The sequence below is a fragment of the Rhizobium sp. PEPV16 genome (assembly GCF_008919455.1).
GTDB classification, from domain to species: Bacteria; Pseudomonadota; Alphaproteobacteria; order Rhizobiales; family Rhizobiaceae; genus Rhizobium; species Rhizobium leguminosarum_Q.
Genome location: NZ_VSZV01000331.1, coordinates 2,974 through 20,020 on the forward strand (window position 1 = coordinate 2,974; position 17,047 = coordinate 20,020).

General features: G+C 59.9%; 15 protein-coding genes. 9 read left to right on the forward strand and 6 right to left on the reverse strand.

All coding sequences use genetic code 11. The features are described from left to right. Window positions 1-31 precede the first annotated feature (31 nt). On the reverse strand, window positions 32-2,287 hold the full coding sequence (locus FY112_RS23085) for a TonB-dependent hemoglobin/transferrin/lactoferrin family receptor (protein ID WP_151519368.1): 2,256 nt from the start codon (window positions 2,285-2,287) through the stop codon (window positions 32-34). Between the two features lie 209 nt (window positions 2,288-2,496). Between FY112_RS23085 and FY112_RS23090 the strand changes: the two genes are divergently transcribed. Next, window positions 2,497-3,507, forward strand: a complete 1,011-nt coding sequence (locus FY112_RS23090) for an extensin family protein (RefSeq protein WP_165507527.1) — start codon at window positions 2,497-2,499, stop codon at window positions 3,505-3,507. 286 nt (window positions 3,508-3,793) lie between these two features. Beyond that, entirely contained in the window at window positions 3,794-4,273 is a 480-nt protein-coding gene (locus FY112_RS23095; protein ID WP_165504550.1) for a GNAT family N-acetyltransferase, read from the forward strand. Between the two features lie 90 nt (window positions 4,274-4,363). On the opposite strand, the gene FY112_RS23100 is transcribed toward FY112_RS23095, so the two are convergent. Both FY112_RS23100 and FY112_RS23105 read right to left on the reverse strand, forming a co-directional pair. Beyond that, on the reverse strand, window positions 4,364-6,043 hold the full coding sequence (locus FY112_RS23100) for a formate--tetrahydrofolate ligase (RefSeq protein WP_131619649.1): 1,680 nt from the start codon (window positions 6,041-6,043) through the stop codon (window positions 4,364-4,366). A 194-nt stretch (window positions 6,044-6,237) separates the two neighbouring features. Continuing rightward, a complete protein-coding gene (locus FY112_RS23105) occupies window positions 6,238-7,917 on the reverse strand; it encodes a hypothetical protein (RefSeq protein WP_151519369.1) in 1,680 nt (559 codons plus the stop codon). Window positions 7,918-8,395: 478 nt separating this feature from the next. On the opposite strand from FY112_RS23105, the gene FY112_RS23110 reads away from it, so the two are divergent. Together FY112_RS23110 and FY112_RS23115 are read left to right on the forward strand one after the other, a co-directional pair. Next, window positions 8,396-9,121 (forward strand): helix-turn-helix transcriptional regulator, encoded by a 726-nt coding sequence (locus FY112_RS23110; protein WP_017961525.1) that lies wholly within the window; start codon window positions 8,396-8,398, stop codon window positions 9,119-9,121. Between the two features lie 46 nt (window positions 9,122-9,167). Beyond that, window positions 9,168-9,629, forward strand: coding sequence for a PAS domain-containing protein (locus FY112_RS23115; protein ID WP_017961526.1), 462 nt, complete (start codon window positions 9,168-9,170; stop codon window positions 9,627-9,629). A gap of 11 nt (window positions 9,630-9,640) precedes the next feature. Here the strand turns inward: FY112_RS23115 and FY112_RS23120 are convergent, their stop codons facing one another. The 3 genes from FY112_RS23120 to FY112_RS23130 form a co-directional block, all read right to left on the reverse strand. Further along, the gene (locus FY112_RS23120; RefSeq protein ID WP_017961527.1) at window positions 9,641-10,771 is read right to left on the reverse strand and encodes a DUF2333 family protein; all 1,131 of its coding nucleotides are present in this window, start codon (window positions 10,769-10,771) and stop codon (window positions 9,641-9,643) included. A 150-nt stretch (window positions 10,772-10,921) separates the two neighbouring features. Beyond that, a complete protein-coding gene (locus FY112_RS23125; protein ID WP_026158804.1) occupies window positions 10,922-11,995 on the reverse strand; it encodes a hypothetical protein in 1,074 nt (357 codons plus the stop codon). 75 nt (window positions 11,996-12,070) lie between these two features. Beyond that, on the reverse strand, window positions 12,071-12,673 hold the full coding sequence (locus FY112_RS23130) for a thymidine kinase (protein ID WP_017961529.1): 603 nt from the start codon (window positions 12,671-12,673) through the stop codon (window positions 12,071-12,073). A 235-nt stretch (window positions 12,674-12,908) separates the two neighbouring features. Here FY112_RS23130 and FY112_RS23135 point away from each other — a divergent pair, with 235 nt between their 5' ends. From FY112_RS23135 to FY112_RS23155, 5 genes are all read left to right on the forward strand, one after another. Next, window positions 12,909-13,865, forward strand: coding sequence for a choline ABC transporter substrate-binding protein (locus tag FY112_RS23135; RefSeq protein WP_151519370.1), 957 nt, complete (start codon window positions 12,909-12,911; stop codon window positions 13,863-13,865). A 72-nt stretch (window positions 13,866-13,937) separates the two neighbouring features. Continuing rightward, window positions 13,938-14,783, forward strand: coding sequence for a choline ABC transporter permease subunit (choW, locus tag FY112_RS23140; RefSeq protein ID WP_017961531.1), 846 nt, complete (start codon window positions 13,938-13,940; stop codon window positions 14,781-14,783). After that, entirely contained in the window at window positions 14,780-15,832 is a 1,053-nt protein-coding gene (gene choV, locus FY112_RS23145; RefSeq protein ID WP_020051154.1) for a choline ABC transporter ATP-binding protein, read from the forward strand. Before choW ends, choV begins: the two co-directional genes overlap by 4 nt. Before the next feature lie 31 nt (window positions 15,833-15,863). Continuing rightward, window positions 15,864-16,613, forward strand: coding sequence for a pyridoxamine 5'-phosphate oxidase family protein (locus FY112_RS23150; RefSeq protein WP_151519371.1), 750 nt, complete (start codon window positions 15,864-15,866; stop codon window positions 16,611-16,613). A gap of 114 nt (window positions 16,614-16,727) precedes the next feature. Beyond that, window positions 16,728-17,045, forward strand: a complete 318-nt coding sequence (locus FY112_RS23155) for a metalloregulator ArsR/SmtB family transcription factor (protein ID WP_003561417.1) — start codon at window positions 16,728-16,730, stop codon at window positions 17,043-17,045. The last annotated feature ends 2 nt before the right edge of the window (window positions 17,046-17,047 follow it).

The following is a 17,047-nucleotide window of genomic DNA, read 5'->3' on the forward strand; positions in this document are numbered from 1 at the left end:
CCCCTCCCCAGCCTTGAAGGCGTGATCGCGATCAGAAAGTCTTGGTGATCGAGACCTTGAACGTACGACCCGGCTCCGAATACCACTCCTGCGGCTGGGACGCCGTCGCCGAGCTCAGATTGACCTCGCGCACGGCCAGTGCGTTGTAATGTTCCTGATCAAAGATGTTGTAGACACCCCCCTGGATACGCAGGCCCTTCATCTGCTCCGGCGTCCACCATGCCGTCAGATCGACGATACCATAACCGGGCGCATCGAAGGTCGTGTCGGGAGGCGAGCCGACGGTATCGAGATGGTCGGTTAGCATGCCAGCCGAAAGCGTCGAAGACAGATCGAAGCCGAAAGTTTCATTGCTCCAGCCGCCGCCGACGATTGCCTTGAACGGCGCTACTGAGCGCAGGCGCTGTGTGGTTTCTTCATTCCTACCGTAAGCATAGGCAAGTGAAGCGTGCAGGTTGACGCCGTTGTTGAACGTTTTGACTGCGCTGGCTTCGATACCCGAGATCGTTGCAGCTGCTACGTTCGTGTAATTGAACTCCGTGAAGCCGGTCACATCCCTCGTCGCCACTGTCTCGATAAAGTTCTGGTAGCGGGTATGGAAGGCCGCGACCCGACCGGTAAAATCGCCCGTGTCAAAATTAGCGCCGATTTCGACGCCGCGGCCGATTTCGGGTTCCAGATCGGGATTGCCGAGCTGGGCGTAGCGGCCCGTCGGGTTGTAGAAGCGGCTGTAGAGTTCGTCCACGGTGGGTGCGCGGAAGCCAACGGCCAGCTGCATGTAGAGCTGCACGTCAGGTGTCAGGTCGTATGTCGCAAGAATCTTCGGTGACAGGCCGGCTTCCGTTCGGTCGTTCAGGTCCCCGAAACGGGTAAGCCCGGTATTGCTTGCGAAACTCCCGCCGGTCGAGGGATTGTAGTAGAACCAGTCAAAGCGGAAACCGGGTGTCAGCGCGAAGCCGGTATTGCCGATTTCGATCTTGTCTTCGACAACAAGCCCAAGATTCTGGCTGTCGACATTGGGCACTTCCGCCTGGTTATTTAGCGCCGGGCACGTTGTGGGCGTCGGGCAAAGTGCCCAGCTATACTGGCTCCAGCTCGAAACGCCAACGTCGAGGCCCACCCGAACGGAGTGGCTGAGACCGGAATATTCGAAATCCTTCGTTGCCGTGCCACTGAAGCCCCAGGTTTCGTTTTCAATCTCGTTGTTACGTCCATAGGCCACATTGGCGGTCGTACGGCCCCTGCTGCCGGCTTCCTTCTTCAAATCCAGCCAATAGAGCGTGGCACGCGCACTGCTGAAGAACGCGTCGGAGGACTGCGCTTCATAATCATAATCGAGCGATACGCGATCGCGGTCACGCAGTTCGCGACCGTCATAATTGTCGATCATGAAGTTGCGAGGACTGGTGCCTCCCTGGAGTTGGCGCAGGTCGGTCTTAAGATCGCGGCGGAATCGTTCCGCTGTCAAGCCGATGCGATGGCCGCCTTCCAGCTCCTGGCGTAGTTTGAAGAGCAGGTTGTTCTGATCGAAATCAGCCGGATTCGCCTCGGTGCGAAAAGCACCGTAGCTGTCGTTGGTGCCCATATTGTCGCGTTCATGGCCCTTGCGGTAGCCGCCCTGAAAGAGGATCGACGTGTTGCCGATCTTCTTGGCAGCGGCGGCCGAGCCGGAAATGCTGCGGTCTTCGCTGTCATAGGTCGACTTGACGATCGCACCCCAATCCCGGCCTTCAGGAATGAGATCCTCCGGCTCCAGCGTATTGAGAACAATGGCGCCGCCGAGCATGCCGGAACCGCCCTTGCTCGAATCCGCGCCGCGCACGATATCGAGCGAGGACAGTGAATCGAAATCGAAGGTGTCGCCGCCGCCGTTGGCGTTGGCCGGCGCAAAGGCACCCTGGCGCGAGCTGTTCGAAATATACGGGATCGGAATGCCGTCAATGGTGGTCAGGATGCGAGCGCCGGAAAGGCCGCGCAGGTTGAAGCCTGCGTCACCACGCGAATAATTTACGCCTGCATCGATGCTGCGGCCGATATCGTCAAAATTGGTGACCTGCTTTTCTTCGAGCTGCTTCGCGGTGATCTCGGTGGCAAGCGGCGTGTCGGCGACGCTGCCCGGCGCCACTCGTTTGCCCTTGACGACGATCTTTTGCAGGACGGTGCTGTCCTCCGTCGTGGCTTGCGGCGCTGTTGCCGGAGCGCTTTGCGCGAAAGACTGCGAAACGGGAAGAACAACTGTGGCTGCCGTGCAGACCAATAGAACCGAACGCCAATGCCGGACGATCATAACCTACCCTCTCATGATGATTACCGGGCTGGCTGGTCGTGGCGTTTCGCACGCTCGAGGGGCTGGCTGGGCTTTTGCGGATGAAGACGAAGTGGAACTCCGCCTTCTTTTTGCCGCATAAAAAACATGAGGAGCGCTGTCAACATAAGTCGCCGGTTTATGTTGAATATATGCATCAAGTTTTAGCGAACTTCAGTGACGTTGCACAATTGCAACGAAAAACGCCCTCATGCGTTGTCTTTAGCCACGGATATGAGGAATCGGACGCGTTGAGAAAACTTTCGACATTGGCGATCCTTCTCGCCGCAACCGTCTTTCTTGCCGGCGCCCGCCTGCCCCCGCGAGGCCCGGTGCCCGAACCTCGGCCAGATGCCGGACAGGCGACCAGCCCCACCTCCCCGTCCTCGGAGGTGGAGCCGCCCGCGCCCGAAGAGGTCCCGGCCCCTCAGCCGAAACCCGATCTAAAGGACCGGCAGGCACCGGTACCGCACCCGCCGCCAGCGCCGCAGGCCGCACCGTCAAAGCCCGAGCCGTCAGAACCGATGCAAGGTCCGCCACGGCCGCCGGGCAGCCCTGAAAGCTCGCAGCCGCCGACGGAAGAAGGTAAGCCGCCCGGCGAACAGACACTGGAAGAGCAACACCTGACGATCGAACCCGAAAGCGATGCCGAGCATGCCGAATGCACGGCTGCACTCCAGTCCCTGGGCGTCGTCTTCAAAGAAGCGCCGCGCATCGACGATGGTAATGGCTGCGGCATCGACAAGCCGATCATCGTCTCCGAAGCCCTTCCAGGCATGAGACTGAAGCCGGAGGCGACGATCCGCTGCCCGGCAGCGCTTGCCCTTGCTCGCTGGATGAAGGACAGCGTGATCCCGGCAGCTTCCGCCGCCCTGCCGGAGCAGGGCCGCATCACCACCGTCAACCAGGCAACCTCCTATATGTGCCGCCTGCGCAACGGCGCTGGAACCGGCAAGATCTCCGAGCATGCCCGCGGCAACGCCATCGATATTGCGAGCTTCCATTTCGAAAAGGGCGAGGATGTCGTCGTCCGTTCCCGTCGCGAGGATTCGACCCTCACCGGCGCCTTCCAGCGCACCGTCAGCGCCGCCGGCTGCCTCTACTTCACCACCGTCCTCGACCCCGAAAGCGACGCCGCCCACGAGACCCACTTCCACCTCGACGTGATCGAGAGGAAGGGCGGCTATCGCTACTGTCACTAATCATTTCAGTGGTTTGCGATTCCCGCTTGAATCAGGCCATTCAACCACTAGACTTGAATGCGAAGAACCGGCGGAGCGCCCATCATGACTCGGAAACTCCGGATCTCCTTCTTCACATGGCTCGGCAATTGCTTGGGTCTAGACCAACGGAATCAAAAGATTCCGTCGCTCGCCGATCTCGCCGCCGCGCTTCCTGAGATTTGACACTGCTAGCAATTATCTCGATTGGGAAATCTCTTTTTACCTAGCATGCAGCTGGGACGTAGGCTCACAACCAGGAAGTACGATGATCTCATTCAGACCCATGCGTGATAGCGAATATCCGGCTTACCTCGATTATTTCATCACTGATTATGCGACCGAGATTTCGGCCAACTACGGTCTTTCAGGCACTCAGGCCTTGGCACGGGCCAAACAGGAAATCGCGAACGACCTGCCACATGGCATCAATACTCCCGGCGAGGTCATGTTCTGTGTCGTAAACCGAACGCCGGAAGCTGAGAGCGTCGTGGGTTATCTTTGGTACCGACCGGATTTGGCAAGCCGCTCTGCATTCATCAAAGATTTCTATATCTTCGCTGCACATCAGGGAAAAGGGTTCGGCAAACAGGCATTATATGTGCTGGAAACTGAACTGGCGCGGACGGGGTTCGAGCAGATAAGGTTGCGTGTTGCCGAGGATAACAAGCGCGCAAAACATGTCTACGAGGGTACCGGCTTTCGCGTCACTGGCGTCAACATGAGTAAGACAATCAAAACGGGATAATTCATTACGGCTCTTGCGACCTGCCGCCAATTTGCTCCGCGTACTAGATTAAGCTCCAAACACTCCCCACCTCGGCAAGCGCTCTGAAGATCAGAACAATCCCTCGATATACCCCTGGTCGTTCAGGAAAATCCGTTCCGCCGACGGCGATTTCGGCAGGCCGGGCATTGTCATGATCTCGCCGGTGATGGCGACGACGAAGCCCGCTCCCGCCGAAAGCCGCACCTCTCGCACGGTGACGATGTGACCTTCCGGCGCGCCGCGCAGGTTCGGATCGGTGGAGAATGAATATTGCGTCTTCGCCATGCAGATCGGCAGCTTGCCGTAGCCCTGCTCTTCCCATGTCTGTAACTGGTCGCGCACCGCCTTGTCGGCCGTCACCTCGCCGGCGTGATAGATTTTCGAGGCGACGATCTCGATCTTCTCGAACAGCGAAAGATCGTCGCCGTAAAGCGGCTGGAATTTCGCCTGCCCGGATTCTGCCAGTTCCACCACCTTGTGCGCCAATTCCTCGATGCCGGCCGAACCCAGCGCCCAGTGACGGCAGAGGATCGCCTCGGCGCCAAGCCTCGAGACGAATTCCTTGACTGCCGCGATCTCGGCGTCGGTATCCGAGACGAAATGGTTGATCGCCACGACGACGGGCACGCCGAAACGGCGCACATTGGCGACGTGCCGGCCAAGATTGGCACAGCCCTTCTTCAGCGCCGCGACATCCTCCGTGCCGAGATCTTCCTTCTTCACCCCGCCATTCATCTTCAGCGCCCGGACGGTCGCGACGATCACCGCCGCATCCGGCTTCAGCCCCGCCTTGCGGCACTTGATGTCGAAGAATTTTTCCGCTCCGAGATCGGCGCCGAACCCTGCTTCCGTCACCACATAGTCGCCGAGCTTCAGCGCCGTCTTCGTCGCCGTCACCGAATTGCAGCCATGGGCGATATTGGCGAAAGGCCCGCCATGCACGAAGGCCGGATTGTTCTCCAGCGTCTGCACCAGGTTCGGCTGCATCGCATCTTTCAACAGCACCGCCATGGCGCCGTCGGCCTTCAGGTCGCGCGCATGCACTGGTGTCCTGTCGAAACGATAGCCGATGATGATGTCGCCGAGGCGCTGCTCCAGATCCTTGAGGTCGGTGGCGAGGCAGAGGATCGCCATCACCTCGGAGGCGACGGTGATGTCGAACCCGCCCTGGCGCGGGAAACCGTTGGCGACGCCGCCGAGCGATGAGACCATGCTTCTGAGCGCCCGGTCGTTCATGTCCATGACCCGCCGCCAGGTGATGCGGCGGATGTCGATATTCTCTTCGTTGCCCCAGTAAATGTGGTTGTCGACCATAGCCGCCAGCAGATTGTGCGCCGATGTGATCGCATGGAAATCGCCGGTGAAATGCAGGTTGATGTCTTCCATCGGCACGACCTGCGCATAACCGCCGCCGGCCGCCCCGCCCTTGACGCCGAAGCAGGGACCGAGCGAGGCCTCGCGGATGCAGACAATGGCCTTCTTGCCGATCCTGTTCAGCCCGTCGCCGAGCCCGACGGTGGTGGTCGTCTTGCCCTCGCCCGCCGGTGTGGGATTGATCGCCGTGACGAGGATCAGCTTGCCGTCCTTCTTGCCCGCCTGCGCGGCGATGAACTCGGCGCTGACCTTCGCCTTGTCGTGACCATAGGGAGCGAGCTGCTCGACCGGAATGCCCAGTTTCGCCCCGATTTCGAAGATCGGCTTCTTGGCCGCGGCGCGCGCGATTTCGATATCGGATTTGATTGATGGCATGGATGTTTCCCCATCCGAGCTCCGCGGGAGCGGAGTCGTTGCTTTTCTCTTCATCGAGATAGCGAAATATCGGCGGGGTGTGAATAGCGCCACGCCTTGCGGCCGCTAAACGGGCAACACGAGGCGCCTTCGGAGCTTAAACAAGCAGCAGCCCAGCGCAAAAACGCCGAGCTACGCTCTTTGGCGTCCTGAGATCAATTGACCGAAGCCGCAACAGGAACGGTCTCTGCCTCAGCTTTTCTCGGGCATCTAAGGCTTTCCTTCGCCTCCGGCCTACAGACATGCAAGCCGGGCTTTTCATCATAAGGGATGATACCATTGACGATGCCAAACTTGAGCGCCTGGGAACGAAGTATAGTCCCTCGCTCAATTGATGTCGCGAACATCATCGTCTCGTATGTCTCGGCGCTCACGCCCATCTCGTCGAAATAAGCGAAGAATCTCGTATATTCAGCCGTCGTGGGCCTGACGAGGCCGATCGAGGAATATCCGACAATCCGCGGCGTTCCGCTCATCAGGACAAGAGTACAGCTTGAAAGGCAATACGCACGGCCGGCAAAGACTTCTCCCGCGGTCGGTCCGCTTTTGGCGATGCTGGCTTTGCAACGCGGATCCAGCTTTGGACAATTCGGCAACTGCGTTCTGCCAATCGAGGTCTCCAGACCTGCAGCACGGATCATACGCCCCATCACGAATGCCGCATCCATGTCCCCGCCATTAGACTGAAGGACGATCGGCAGCTTTCTTTCGCCGAGCGTCGTCAACATCGCCTTCAGCCGAGCCGGCGTATCCGGCGTGATGTCTCCATCCGCAGAAATCCACTGCGTGCACTCTTCCCGGCAGTTGCCATTGGACATCAGGAGGAAGTCCATCGGCTGGGTTTTCGGTAGTTTCTCGCTTGTCTCTGTGGCCGCATCCTGCACGGGCGCCTGAGATACAGGCGCCTTGGCCATCACAGGGGCTTCGGCTACCGGATGGCTGTGACAGACAGCCTCGGCCGCTGCATCTGGGGCGCAGAGCGGCATGCCCGGCCACTCATTGTAGGACAACATGTCCGTGATGAGACCTGTTCGAAGTGCCTCCGTAGCCGGTACGATATTGATGTTGTCAGGCGTGGCGCTCATCATCAGACCGATCACTTCTTCGCTGACGCCCATTTCCTTCAAATAGGCCGTCAAAGCAGCGGTAGCCTTCTTTCCAAGTTCGGTGGAACTGCTCTGCCCCGCCACCTTGCGTCCGACCTCCTTGCGGGAGATTTCCTTCTTCTTGCCATTCACGATCTTGTATTCAATGCGATAGGAAACTCGCACCTTGTTGTAGACGGTCGTGATCTGGTGCACGCCGATGAAGGCCCATTGCGACGAGACACGCGACACACCGCCCGCTAACGCCAGTGGACACGCGGAAAAACAGTATGCACCAGCCGAATAAGTGTAGCCGCCCGACGGACCGTCCTTTGCAATAGCGGCTTGGCAGCGCGTGTCCCCAACGGGGCATCCCTTCAGCCGCGTGCCGCCGACCGCCGTTTCCAGCCCGGACTTGCGGATCATCCGGCCCATCGCGTAGGCGGCATCGACGTCCCCACCCTCAGAACGGAAAACGACAGGCAATTTACGGCCGCCGATCTTCTTGAGCATTTTTCTCAGCCGCGCGGGCGTATCCGACGTTATGCGCCCCTCCGCCGATATCCATTCCGGACAGTTTTCTTGGCAGAGGAGACTACGCACGAGGATGAAGCTCATCGGCGGCTGTGCCGCCTTCTTCTCCCCGGCAGCCTGCGAGGTTGCCGCTCCGACCGGCAAGGTCAAAAGGAGAAAAACAAGTAATAATCTGGAAAACAGACACTTCACCAAAAAGGAAATTGTAAAGCGCACGATTAAATTGCCTCAGCTGTACTGAGCACACGCTTAGCAATTGGATTGACTGCCAGCAAGTCGGATTTCGCCGCCTGCTGCCATCCTTCTTATCTCTGTTCTCTCACCGCAATCAGGCTGAAACAGCGACCCGCTGCGGCCGCGTTCACGCAGTTCACCCGCTCCAGCGCAAAGCGCTGCAGGCAGACCGGTCCACCACCTTTGCGCCCGTGCCGGAGAGAGCCGAGTTCTTCCGCAAAACTCTCCCAAGTGATTCTCTCCTTGCCCGGCTGCGCGAGACCATCCCTATGCCGCAGTGAAAGAACTCAGAGATACCGCAACGCTATTTTTGCAAGTCGAAACTCAACGGGCGCGCGCACTACCGTGGCTAATTATTCACAATTCGAATGAATCGGCTTGCGTTACGTCAATTGGGGCTAGCATCCCGCCGATTTTCTGTATTTGATAGCGTTAACATTGGGCTGCCGGGGGCGTACAAATGTCTTACATGACTACCTCTGAAAGACAGTCATTGCTTTCGGCAGAACTTTCGACCGCACGAACGCGCAGCCTGTTTGCGCAGGCGCTTGGCAGGGTCTCCACATCCTTCGGATTATCGCATGCAACACTGATGCACGCCCCCTCCCCGGAAGACCTTCTCTTGAAACCCCTGCTGATCGAGAGCTCGCTTCCGGCCGCCTATGTCAGGGATTTCGACCGTGCCCACATGATGCGCGACTGCCCTTTCGGCGTAAGGCTGAGGGAGTCTGCCGTGCCGCCGGCATGGCACCTCAACGACGCCTCCAATGGTCAGGCTTTCTCCGGCGAACTGCGTGCCCTGATGCTGCGCCATGCCATACCGGCAGGCGTTGCCATGCCGACCATTGCAGCCGACGGCCAGCGCCTGGTCTTCTGGTTCTGCGGCGAGCGCGCCGCACTCGGCCAGAGCGAAATCAACGAGCTGGCAATGATCATTCTCCATGCACTGAATGCATACAATGCAGTCAAACGTAACGAGGAATGCGCGCATAACGCGCTGTCGACTCGCGAACTAGAAGTTGTGCGCTGGACTGCCCAAGGCAAGACCTCGATCGAAATCGGTCAGATCCTGACGCTCTCGGACCATACTGTGAACGCCTATATGACGAACGCGATCAAAAAACTCGATTGCGTCAACCGGACCCAGTTGGTAGCTAAGGCAATTCGATTGAAGCTGATCAACTGAGGCATCAGAAGAGAGTCGGCACGTCGTCCGGTGATCTGGGGGAATCGTGCCGCTTCACTTCGAACAGCCCGTTATTGACAAGACAGAACAATCCCGCGCCCACATCGGCATCACCGATGCGGAAGTCGTCCAGATGCTTGCTGCCTATCGTCTTTTCGGCTTCTGGCGCATCGACATCGAGACAGGACATTTCTTTGCAAGCGAGGATGTCCATGCGATCTTCGGCCTCTCCTACAGCGACGGCCCCGTCAACCTGACAGAGCTGATGTCGCGCATCCACGAGGAAGACCGCAGCCTGATCGCCCAAACCTTCGAAGAGGCGAGCCGTCACGGCGTCGGCTTCCATTTCGTTTATCGCGTCGACAACCGGCTTGGCGGCTACAAGCTGGTGCGTAGCGTCGGCCGCTTCCGAAACGATGAAAGCGGCGGCGGCATCGTCGGCATCACCTATGAATTCGTCGAGAAACTGCGCGTCGTCGGCTTCGAGGACAACACGATACCCCGCTGACCCCGGACGTTTTAGCGGTCAAGCACCGAGCGGACCTCGACGAGGTTCGAGCGTACCCTCAGAATATAGAAGCCCATGGTGGCGAGATGGCTCGGCATGATCCAGCCATCCTCGCGCCCGTTCGAGATGATCGCCGGCTGGATGCGCAGCGCCGCCTGAAACTGCCGCATGGTCCCGCCCCAGATCGCTCCGAGATTGCGTTCCGCCAGCACCTGCGAGAAATCCGCCTGGGCGGCCGCCATGATCGCGTAATAGCCGTAGAGCTGGCCGTAAGCGAACCAGAACCGGTCGTCGGCACGGGTATCGAACCAGCCGCGATTGTGGTTTTCCGAGCGCTCGGCGAGCATGTCGGAGGTGCCGCCGAGATCGTTGGCGATGCGATCGATGAACTGCATCAGATTATCAGCGCGGCCGTCGAAAATGACGTTGCAGAGGGCGAGATCGGTGTTGAACTTGCGCAGGCTGCCTATCGCCGAGCGGTAATAGGAAGGAGTCGGCGTCTTCGGCCCGAAAGGATTGAGCCCAAAATACCAGCTGTTTTCGTCGAACTGCAGATTGCCGCGCGCGCTCTGCAGGTCGTTGTTGATGCCCGAGGTGCCGCGCACACGCCCGAGCGTATCGACAAGCTCCGCCGAAGTCCGCCGGACCGCCTGGTTGATGCCGCGCTGGAAAGAGGCCTTGTTGTCGAGGAAGGGGGTGTGATCCCAGTCGATGCCGAAGAAGCCCATCTTGTAGAGCAGCATGGAGGAGATCCATGCGTTCTGGTTGACATTGAAATCGGTCAGATCGGCCGCGACGTCGACGATCGCCGAGCGTTGGCAGGTCTTCGGCGCCGTCGCATTGGCGCTCTCGGCGGCCGGCACTTCCTGCCCGGCGGCAACCTTGCGTTCGGAAAGCCGGTACTGATCGACGAAGGCGGGGTTGAAATTCGTCCAGGCCTGCGTCTGCAAGAAGAAATAACCGTAGAGTACGACCAGCAGCGCCACGAAAGCGATGACCGGCAGCCGGATCATCCAGCTCCGGCGCTGATACCAGCCGTGCGCGGCAAGAAAGGGCCAAAAAGCCCAGGCGGAAAACAGGCGGGCCCAGCGGCCGATCGTCTGGCCGATCAGCCTGAAAAAACCGGCTATCCGGTCAAGCATCGTCGTCTCCTGTCAGGCGAGGCGAACATCGGGACTTTGCCGCCCCGCTGCATCCCACATATGCGCTCGATGGGCCGAGCACAACACGAGCCCTTCGATTTTTCGGAATGAAAGCATTGCGCAAGAGGGGTATTGCCTAGGCCCTGCTGATCAGGAGCGCAGGAAAGGCAGGCTGAAACGGAAGGACCTGCGCGCCGTGTCGATCAGAGGCGCTCCCGATGTTTCCGGCGGCGGCTCGGCATAGGTCGGAAACCTTCTGGCGAATTCGAGATTGGCGCGGCTCTTGCGCCGCTCCAGATCCTGGGCAACCAGCATGCCCTTCTCGAACAGTCTGATCGGCGCGGCGATATCCGGAAAGAGTTCCGGCTTGATCCTCACCTTCATGCCCGGTCGGTCGGTATCGACCTGCGCCTGGTAGATGATCAGCCGTTCTTCCACGTCGATCAACAGCTTGCGCAGCAGCACGTTGCCGGCGGCGATCCGGCCGTTCAGCGAATCGACAAAGGCCTGGAACAGGCCGATGAAGCGCTCACGCCTCTGGCTGTCGTCGCGCATCTCGTGCTCCCCGGCGGAAATCCGCTCGGCCTCCGCCTTCAGCGCCCGCCGCTCCGCCTCCATCTGCTCCCAATGCGCCCTGTTGCCATAGACGCCGATCCGGCCCTGCGTCGTCAGCGCCTTGGCATTGAGCTCCTTCATCTTGAGGCGGGCGATGTCGATGGAAACGACCAGCCGACGCCTGTGCTCGACGATATCGACAAGGCTGAGTTCGGCGGCCTTGTGCCGTTCGGTGAGCGCGGCGCGCTGGCCGGCGATCAGCCCCGCGAGCGCGTCCGATTTCGTCAAAAGGTCGAGCAGCCGCTCGATGACGGGTGCTTCGCGCACACGTTCGGTATATATGCGCCACATCCGTTGGCGCGACACCCAGCCGGCCATCTTCTCGCGCAGCGTCAACCCCCGGAAACTGTCGAGATCGGCTGAAACCTCGGCCGTCAACCGATCGAGGCAAAAGACCAGCTCGGCCAGTTGGGCGTCGAGCGCCGCAGCATCGGCGATATGGGCCTGGAAGCGGGCATTCTGCTCGAGGAAGACCTCGTCGGCCGATCGTGTTTCGTCACCGCTGAAGGCGCCGATCGCGGCCACGCAATAGGCTCCCTCGGCCGCAATCCTTTCGGCAAGGCTACCTGCGGCTTCATACTGGCTGTCGAATGGCGGGGGTTTGCGCACCAAGCCTCTCCAAGGAATCTCCTGGCCCAAGCTAGCCGCTTGCGGCGCCAAAGAAAACAGGCAGCGTCGCCGGCTTCAGACCGGCTCGGCGATCCAGGCACCGTTCATCGCGTCGTCCCAATGCCTGCGGCAGAGCGAGACATATTTCTCGTTGCCGCCGACATCGATCTGCGCGCCTTCGTGCAATACTTTTCCTTCCGCGTCGAACCGCACAACCATCGTCGCCTTACGCCCGCAATGGCAGATCGTGCGCACTTCGCGCATTTCATCGGCGATCGCCAGAAGTTCCTGCGAGGCAGGAAACAGCTTGCCCTGGAAATCGGTTCTCAGCCCGTAGACCATCACAGGGATGCCGAGCCTGTCGACGACGCGGGCAAGCTGCCAGACATGGACAGGCGTCATGAAATGCGCCTCGTCGACGAAGATGCAGGAAATCGGTGCTCCTTCGCCGCTCAGCGTCGCAACCAACCGGAACAGATCCTCATGCGGCTCGAAGGGAATGGCGCTGGCCTCCAAGCCGATCCGCGAGCCGATGACGCCTCGGCCCGCGCGCTCGTCGAAGGCGGCGATCAGCTGCACCGTGCGCATGCCGCGCTCCTGGTAATTATAGGAGGCCTGCAGCAGCATCGTCGACTTGCCGGCGTTCATCGTCGAGTAGTTGAAATAGAGTTTTGCCATCCGATTTCTCCTTGATCGGCTTATTGAAAGCTCGGAATGGCAAAGAAAAGCCCTGAGTGAGCGATAATCACAGGAATCCGGCTCGAAACCGCTGAAAGCCCCGAAAACAAGACATTGCCAAGAAGTCCGCCGACGTCGCAATCGCATGGGTCGATACGGCGCAAACGCACTGAGGTCGCTTGTCAAACTCGGTTATTGATGGTTGGCTTGGGAACTTAAAGACTGGGAGTCTAAAATGAAAACAACAAGCACGTTCAAACTCGTTACCGCAACTGCCGTCGCCGCCCTCTCCGTTGCGACCGCCGCCTTCGCCGCAGACCCTGACAGCTGCGCCACCGTCCGCTTCGCGGACGTCGGCTGGACGGATATCACCGCCACCACCGCCACCGCATCCGTGATCCTCAAGAGCATCGGCTATGAGACCGACGTCAAGGTTCTCTCGGTCCCGGTCACCTACACGTCGCTGAAGAACAAGGACATCGACATCTTCCTCGGCAACTGGATGCCGACGCAGGAAAAGGACGTCCGTCCCTATATCGACGATAAGTCGGTCGAATCCTTCGGCCCCAACCTCGTCGGGGCCAAGTACACGCTCGCCACCAATGCTAAAGGCGCCGAGCTCGGCATCAAGGACTTCAAGGACATTGCCGCCCACAAGGACGATCTCGACGGCAAGATCTACGGCATCGAGCCTGGCAATGATGGCAACCGCCTCGTCATGGACATGATCGAGAAGAACGAGTTCGGCCTCAAGGATCTGGAAGTCGTCGAGTCCTCAGAGCAGGGCATGCTCGCCCAGGTCGCCCGTGCCGACAAAGCGGGCAAGCCCGTTGTCTTCCTCGGCTGGGAACCCCATCCGATGAACACCAACTTCAAGCTGACCTACCTCACAGGCGGCGACAACGTCTTCGGCCCTGATTTCGGCGGCGCCAAGGTCTTCACCAATGTCCGTGCCGGTTATCTCGACGAATGCCCGAATGTCGGCTTGATGTTGAAGAACCTGACGTTCTCCCTCGACATGGAGAACCAGATCATGGGCAAGATCCTCAACGACGGCAAGGAACCGGAAGCTGCGGCTTCCGAATGGCTGAAGGCCAACCCCGCAGCACTCGATCCCTGGCTCGCGGGCGTCAAGACCCGCGACGGCAAGGGCGAAGCTCTCGCGGCCGCCAAGACCGGCCTCGGCCTCTGATGATACGAACGGGGCGGCACGCCGCCCCGTTTCATTTTTATCCGATTGTTGTTTTTCTGGATGGGCGCGCCCTTGAATTGGATCACCGAATTTAAGATTCCCGTTGGCCCCTGGGCCAAATCCTTCGTGGATTGGCTGACCTCGAATGGCGAATGGTTCTTCAACCAGATCGCCTTCCTGCTGTCGAGCGCCATAGACGGCCTGCTCTTCGTGCTGCAGAAGCCCCATCCGCTGATCGTCATCGCGGCCATCACCGCCATCGCCTTTTGGCTGCGCCGGTCGATCGCGGTTGCCGTCTTCACCTGTCTCGGGCTGCTGCTGATCGTCAACCAGGACTATTGGAAGGAAACGACGGAGACGCTCGCCCTCGTGCTCGCCGCCACCTTCGTCTGTATGGTGATCGGTATTCCACTCGGCATTGCCGCCGCCCGCCGCCCCTGGGTCTATGCTGCCATGCGCCCGGTGCTCGATCTCATGCAGACTATACCGACATTCGTCTATCTGATCCCGGCGCTCATCCTGTTCGGCCTCGGCATGGTGCCGGGCCTGATCGCGACCGTCATCTTCGCAATCCCCGCCCCGATCCGGCTGACGCGCCTCGGCATCATCTCGACGCCGCCGTCCCTCGTCGAAGCCGCCGTCGCTTTCGGCGCGACGCCGATACAGGTGCTGCGCAAGATCGAGCTTCCCTTCGCTACGCCGCAGATCATGGCGGGTCTCACCCAGACTATCATGCTGTCGCTGTCGATGGTCGTCATCGCCGCCCTTGTCGGCGCTCCCGGGCTTGGCGTGCCCGTCGTCCGTGCGCTGAACACCGTCAATATCGCCAAGGGCTTCGAGGCGGGCTTCTGCATCGTCATCCTGGCAATCATTCTCGACCGGATGTTCCGCACCGCGGGTGAAGGAGGCGCTGCATGACCGCGGTAAGCTTTAACAATGTCAGCATCGTCTTCGGCGATCGGCCGGAAACCGCGCTTGCCATGGTCGACCAGGGCAAAACGCGCGACGAGATCGGCGCCGCCACCGGTCTGGTGCTCGGTGTGGCCAACGCCTCGCTGACGATCGAGGAAGGCGAGATCCTGGTGCTGATGGGTCTTTCCGGTTCCGGCAAGTCGACGCTCCTGCGCGCCGTCAACGGGCTCGCTCCCGTGGTGCGTGGCGATGTCGCGGTCTCGGCGGCCACCGGCCCCGTCAACCCCTATAGATGCAATGCCAAGGCGCTACGCGAGCTGCGCACTCACACCGTCTCCATGGTGTTCCAGCAATTCGCCCTCCTGCCCTGGCGCACCGTCGCCGACAATGTCGGCTTCGGTCTCGAGCTCGCCGGCATGCCGGAAGCCGAACGCAAGCTCCGCGTCGGCGAACAGCTTGAACTCGTCAACCTGACGAAATGGGCCGATCGCAAGGTCAACGAGCTTTCCGGCGGCATGCAGCAGCGTGTCGGTCTTGCCCGCGCCTTTGCCACCGGCGCCCCGATCCTGCTCATGGACGAGCCTTTCTCGGCGCTCGACCCATTGATCCGCACCCGCCTGCAGGATGAGCTCCTGGAATTCCAGCGGCGGCTGAAGAAGACCATTCTTTTCGTCAGCCACGATCTCGACGAGGCCTTCCGCATCGGCAATCGCATTGCCATCATGGAGAGCGGCCGCATCATCCAGTGCGGGACGCCGCACGATATCGTCAAGAACCCCGCAGACCAGTATGTCGCCGATTTCGTGCAGAACCTCAATCCGATCAACATGCTGACGGCCGCCGACGTCATGCAGCCAGGCCTCGGCCAGACTGCCGCCGGCATGAGCGTCAGCGCCACGGCCCGCGCCGCGACCCCGCTCATCGATATTCTCGATGCCCTTGCCCGCCAGCCGGGCAGTATCGGAATCGTCGAGAACGGCGCGATCGTGGGCACCATCTCGGCTCAGGATATCGTTGCCGGCCTCACCCGCCATCGCCGCAAGGAGGAAGCTTGATGTTTTCCATCCGCTTTGTCACAAAGCGGATATGAAAGATCAGCCCTCGCCCTTACGCGAAACCGACGACGAAGCCCGCAAGCTCGCCCGCGTGTTGTTGCGCTCCGCCCGCTATGCTGCGATCGCCGTTCTCGACCCCGAGACCGGCTTTCCCTTCGCCAGCCGCGTGCTGGTCGCTACCGACATCGACGGAACGCCCGTGATCCTCGTTTCGAAGCTGTCGGCCCACACCAAAGCGCTCGCCAAGGACCCGCGCGCTTCGCTCCTGACCGGTGAACCCGGCAAGGGCGACCCCCTCGCCTATCCCCGTTTGACGACCCAATGCCTGGCAGAACTCGTCGAGCGTGGCAATGCAATCCATGAGCGTATCCGCACGCGTTTTCTCGATCGCCACAGCAAGGCGGCGCTTTATATCGACTTTCCTGATTTCCTGTTCTTCCGTCTCAAGCCGGAGCAGGCCAGCCTCAATGGCGGATTCGGCCGCGCCTACCTGCTTGATGGGAATGATCTCGTAATCCAGTCGGCCGCGAATGAGGCGATCGCCGCCGAGGCGGCAGAGACAGTGCGAGATTTAGTAGAACGCCATCCCGATATCGCCGATGCCCTCGCTATCAGGCTAAAGGCGCCAGAGTCGGGTCCTTGGCGCATTTGTGGTATCGATTCCTCAGGTTTCGACATGATTTCCGGCGACATCCTTCTGCGATACGAGTTCGAAACCCTCGCTGTGGATGCCGATCACATTTGTTCAAACATGTCTAAAGTAGCATACTCGATACCTTAAATTTAGGTATATACAATCTTCGAGCCTAGTTGGTAGCTTTTGGTGTCAGTCAAAATCCGGCTGGCGCTCTGCGCCAGCCCGCTTGATGTACGTTTCGCATTAGGAAGATAACATATGGAAACCTCTGATTTGGCCGATCACACGAATGTGGCGGCAGCTTTATTGTCGGCCATGGCCAACCCTAAAAGATTGCTGATCCTGTGCAGCCTCGTGAAGGGCGAAGTGGCCGTCGGCGTGCTTGCGACGCAGGTCGGGCTCAGCCAGTCGGCTCTTTCTCAGCACCTCTCGAAACTGCGCGCTCAAAAGCTGGTCAAGACCCGCCGGGACGCACAAACCATCTACTATTCGAGCACCTCCGAGCCGGTCATGAAAATCCTGGCAACGCTCGAAGATATCTACCTCGTGCAGAACAGGAATAGGTCCGCCGCCTGATG

What these genes read in the sequence shown, in the direction of transcription:
- FY112_RS23085 (WP_151519368.1), bottom strand. Translation starts at nt 2,287, where the DNA reads ATGATCGTCCGGCATTGGCGTTCGGTTCTATTGGTCTGCACGGCAGCC.
- FY112_RS23095 (WP_165504550.1), top strand. Translation starts at nt 3,794, where the DNA reads ATGATCTCATTCAGACCCATGCGTGATAGCGAATATCCGGCTTACCTC.
- FY112_RS23100 (WP_131619649.1), bottom strand. Translation starts at nt 6,043, where the DNA reads ATGCCATCAATCAAATCCGATATCGAAATCGCGCGCGCCGCGGCCAAG.
- FY112_RS23110 (WP_017961525.1), top strand. Translation starts at nt 8,396, where the DNA reads ATGTCTTACATGACTACCTCTGAAAGACAGTCATTGCTTTCGGCAGAA.
- FY112_RS23120 (WP_017961527.1), bottom strand. Translation starts at nt 10,771, where the DNA reads ATGCTTGACCGGATAGCCGGTTTTTTCAGGCTGATCGGCCAGACGATC.
- FY112_RS23130 (WP_017961529.1), bottom strand. Translation starts at nt 12,673, where the DNA reads ATGGCAAAACTCTATTTCAACTACTCGACGATGAACGCCGGCAAGTCG.
- FY112_RS23135 (WP_151519370.1), top strand. Translation starts at nt 12,909, where the DNA reads ATGAAAACAACAAGCACGTTCAAACTCGTTACCGCAACTGCCGTCGCC.
- choV (WP_020051154.1), top strand. Translation starts at nt 14,780, where the DNA reads ATGACCGCGGTAAGCTTTAACAATGTCAGCATCGTCTTCGGCGATCGG.
- FY112_RS23150 (WP_151519371.1), top strand. Translation starts at nt 15,864, where the DNA reads ATGAAAGATCAGCCCTCGCCCTTACGCGAAACCGACGACGAAGCCCGC.
- FY112_RS23155 (WP_003561417.1), top strand. Translation starts at nt 16,728, where the DNA reads ATGGAAACCTCTGATTTGGCCGATCACACGAATGTGGCGGCAGCTTTA.